Origin of the sequence: Moorena sp. SIO3B2 (assembly GCF_010692525.1) — a bacterium.
GTDB classification, from domain to species: Bacteria; Cyanobacteriota; Cyanobacteriia; order Cyanobacteriales; family Coleofasciculaceae; genus Moorena; species Moorena producens.
In genome coordinates this window covers 1-4,174 of record NZ_JAAHHE010000464.1, presented here as the reverse complement: position 1 = coordinate 4,174, position 4,174 = coordinate 1, and the positions used below count along the sequence as shown (strand labels likewise).

The 4,174-nt window shown below is 47.2% G+C and carries 3 protein-coding genes; all 3 read left to right on the top strand.

The genetic code is table 11. The features are described 5' to 3' along the window. The coding region (ptsP, locus tag F6K38_RS36235) for a phosphoenolpyruvate--protein phosphotransferase (RefSeq protein WP_287359869.1) at positions 1-2,510 on the top strand (2,510 nt) is incomplete at its 5' end. Between the two features lie 295 nt (positions 2,511-2,805). Beyond that, positions 2,806-3,501 (top strand): class I SAM-dependent methyltransferase, encoded by a 696-nt coding sequence (locus F6K38_RS36230; protein ID WP_287257174.1) that lies wholly within the window; start codon positions 2,806-2,808, stop codon positions 3,499-3,501. After that, the gene (locus F6K38_RS36225) at positions 3,491-3,856 is read left to right on the top strand and encodes a Lin0512 family protein (RefSeq protein WP_287257173.1); all 366 of its coding nucleotides are present in this window, start codon (positions 3,491-3,493) and stop codon (positions 3,854-3,856) included. Before F6K38_RS36230 ends, F6K38_RS36225 begins: the two co-directional genes overlap by 11 nt. Positions 3,857-4,174: the final 318 nt, after the last annotated feature.

Sequence of the window (4,174 nt, the reverse complement as noted above, 5' to 3'; positions counted from 1 at the left end):
TACCGATTGCGATCGCAGCTGGTATTGATGACCCGGAAAATCCCTTTGGTACCGATGTGCTGCAAGTCCAAGCTGCCATTGAGTCGGTTTACTCCGATGCTGGGGTAGTGGTATTAATGGATTTAGGCAGTGCCGTGCTCAGTGCGGAAATGGCACTGGAGTTTCTGGATGAAGAGCAGAAACCCAAGGTGAGATTGTGCGAAGCTCCTTTAGTGGAAGGTGCGATCGCAGCCGTTGTCCAAGCTGCGGCTGGTGGTGATATCGACCAGGTGATAGCTGAAGCTAGATCAGCTTTAACCGCTAAAGCCTCTCAGTTATCAGTTGTTGATAGTAATGATAGTACTGAGTTTGACCCGGTGGGTGGAATGGGCATCTTGCCCGTGGGTGGAACGGGCATCTTGCCCGTGGGTGGAACGGGCATCTTGCCCGTGCGTTACGCAACTACAACCAAAGAAATCCATCTTACTGTCCAGAATCAACAGGGAATTCATGCTCGTCCTGCCGCCCAATTTGTTACTACAGCTAATCGGTTTAACTCGGAAATTACCCTACAAAATATCACTAAAACTAGCAATATAGTTAATGGAAAAAGCATTAATAATGTGATGCTTTTAGGTATCCAACAGGGAGATGAAATAGTCATAAAAGCAGTGGGAGAAGATGCCGAATTAGCCTTGATAGCGTTGCAGCAGCTAGTCGATAACAATTTTGGTGAAACAGTAAATAAAGCAAAAGAAGACATCAACCAAGACTCTAACCCTGCCAGTAACCGATCCCTTCACCCGTCATCGGTCAAACTTGATAGGTTAGTTGGAATTCCGGCTGCTGCTGGGATTGCGATCGGAGCGGTTATTGTCTACCAACCCAAACGTCCAGAGATTATTGAAGAGCAAACAGATAATCCTCAAGCGGAGTGGGAAACCCTACAACTTGCTATTAAAACAGCACAACAGCAACTTCAACACCTGATTAATACTGTTACTAAAGATCAGGCAGATATTTTTCAGGCTCACTTGCTCTACTTAGACGATCCAGCCCTAGTTAATAGAGCTTACCAGATTATAGTTGAGCAGCATCTATGGGCAGGGGCGGCTTGGAAAACTGTGATCGATGAAACCGTAGCAAATTACCAAACTTTGGAAGACTCCTACATGCAAGCTCGCGGAAATGATGTGATCGATGTCGGCTGGCGAGTGTTGCGATTACTGACCAATAGGAAAGAAACCGGTCTAGATGTGACTGAGCCTGGGATTCTGGTTGCTGCTGATTTAACTCCCTCTGAGGTAGCGCAACTAAATCCGAGCCAAGTCTTAGGTATCTGTTGCGCTAGTGGCAGTGCTACAGCCCATAGTACCCTAATCGCCAATATGCTGGGTATACCGATGGTGGTTGGTGTTGGTCAGGATCTGTTGTCGTTGCCAGCTGGTATGGAGTTGGCACTGGATGGGACAACCGGTCAAATTTGGGTAGAGCCTTCTGAGGAACGGAAGCAAGAATTACAGCTACAGAGCAACAGTAAGGATGAATTACCGACGGAGGTAATTACTCAAGATGGACACAAAATTCCTTTGATGGCAAATGTTTTGGGAGAGGGTGATGCTAAATTGGCTCTGGATTGTGGTGCTCAAGGGATAGGTTTACTTAGGACCGAGTTTCTTTATCTGGAACGCTTAACTATTCCGAGCGAAGAAGAGCAGTTGGCAACCTATCAAGCCATTGCGGAAATTATGGGTACCCATCCCCTAACGATTCGTACTTTAGATATTGGCGGTGACAAGCCCATTCCCTTCCTGAATCTAGCGTCTTCTGATGCTCCCTCTGCTCAGCACACCCCAGAGCCTAACCCTTTCCTAGGATGGCGGGGAATTCGTCAGAGTTTGGATTGTCCAGAGATGCTCAAAATCCAACTGCGGGCGATTCTACGAGGGAGTTATGGACACAACATTAAGGTGATGTTTCCCATGGTTTCCTCAGTAGAAGAGGTACGGGCTGCTAAGGAAATCCTAGCAGAGGCTAAAGCTGAGTTGCGCCAAGAAGGGTATGGTTTTAATGAACAGATGCCAGTAGGGATTATGGTAGAAGTCCCAGCAGCAGTAACCATGGCTGATCAGTTAGCGGCTGAAGTGGACTTTTTCAGCATTGGTACTAATGATTTGAGTCAATATGTGATCGCCGCTGACCGTACTAATCCCAAAGTTGCGAAGCTAGCTGATGCCCTGGAACCGGCTGTGCTACGGATGATTCAGCAAACGGTAACCGTTGCTCATCAAGCAGGGATTCCGGTTAGTGTCTGTGGTCAGTTGGCATCGAATCCAGTAGGGATACCGATTTTATTAGGGTTGGGGGTGGATGAGTTGAGTGTGAATCCACCTGCGATCGCTACTGTAATTTCAGTTATTTCACAGTTGACTATCAACCAGGCCGAGATGCTTGCTGGTGAGGCGTTGCAGCTAGATTCCGCTGTTGGGGTTAGAGAATATATTATCAACCAACTGGACAGGTCCGTTTGAGTCTTGGCAGGGTTGATATAGCGCTACGAGCAAGGGCTTTAGGCAAGAGGCATGCATGCTAGAGGCAAAAAAAAAGAGGCAAAAAAAAAGAGAGCCGTGTTACTGACTCTCTCGATCATCAGGGTGCATCTTATATTTCAAATATACCTGATAAAATGAGGGGTGTCACCCCTCATGGCAAAAATCAGCCAAATGGCTTAGTTTGTAATGTGGTACTGCAAAGCTGATATCCCTCACAAGACAGGGATTTAGGTTTGAACAGTTAAAATTAGGAAGCATTACCAACCCCAGACCTATGTTCGAGGAACAACCCCAAGCACTACAGCAAAAGGTCAAACTCTTGGCATTGGAATCAATCCGCCAAGATAATCCATCTCAATGGTTTGAGGTTTTATATTCCGAAGCTAATGGGGATTCAGGGCAAATACCTTGGGCGCGTTTAACAACCCATCCTTATCTACAGGATTGGTTAGAGCGTAATACACCCCAAGGGTCTGGTCGCTCTGCCCTAGTGGTTGGTTGTGGGTTAGGGGATGATGCTGAAGCGTTGGCGCAGCAGGGTTTCCAAGTCACTGCCTTTGATATTTCCCCGACTGCGATCGCATGGTGCCAAAACCGATTTCCCGATTCCCAGGTCAAGTACCAAGTGGCGGATTTATTTGCCTTAGATCCAGCATGGCATCACAAATTTGATTTTGTGTTTGAATGCCGTAACATCCAAGCCTTACCCCTCAAGGTCAGGTCAACTGTGATGAATGCGATCGCATTCTTACTCGCCCCAGGAGGAACCCTGTTAGTTATCACTCGGTTTCGGGATAGCGACACTGAACCAGATGGTCCTCCTTGGCCGTTGTCCGATACAGAACTAGCTTACTTTCAGGAATTGGGCTTACAAGAAATCCGTCGTGATACTGTCCCAGAATCGGAGGATGACCCAATTCAACGGTTGCGTATTGAATATAATCGCGAATATACTCGCCATGGTTCTTAAACGCTTAATTATTGAAATGGGAATGGGAGTAGACCAACACGGTCAAGACCCAACCGTAGCAGCAGCAAGAGCTGTACGCAACGCTATTGCTGACAATGCCTTACCTGGTGTTTGGGAAGTAGCTGGTTTAGAGCATCCCAATCAAATGATAGTTGAAGTTCAAGTCGCCGTGCCTTACCCAGAGCAAGTCCGAGAAGATGAAGTACTGGCTGTACTCCCTTTCGGTCAGAAAACTCTATCCCTTGAGTCCGGTGGAATGGTGGTTCAAGGCAGAGCGATTCCAGAACTTAATGATAAAAATGATGAGATGCTGATTGCTGTTGCAGCGGTTACTGTTTTGGTGGATAGTGATTAGGTAAGCTATCAGCTATCAGCTATCAGCTATCAGCTATCAGCGAACAGCGATTAGCGCTACGCGCACGGGATGAAGCGTTCGCAAAGCTTGGCCTACGGCCTCAGCTTCCGCGCTTATGCGATCGCGTTCAGCTATCAGCATACGGCGGTTTGCATAACGATCAGGTCTTATACTTTCCCTGTTACTTCTAGGCGATTGGCAATGGCATCCACTACGGTTTCAAAAATGCCCAGGGAGTTTTCCACCATGGTGTTGAGGGTATCGAGCAGGGGATTAATTTCACAGATTTCCCAACAACACACCCGTGGATCTTTAACC

Excerpts from the sequence above, each read along its gene's own strand:
- F6K38_RS36230 (WP_287257174.1), top strand. The coding sequence starts at position 2,806 with ATGTTCGAGGAACAACCCCAAGCACTACAGCAAAAGGTCAAACTCTTG.
- F6K38_RS36225 (WP_287257173.1), top strand. The coding sequence starts at position 3,491 with ATGGTTCTTAAACGCTTAATTATTGAAATGGGAATGGGAGTAGACCAA.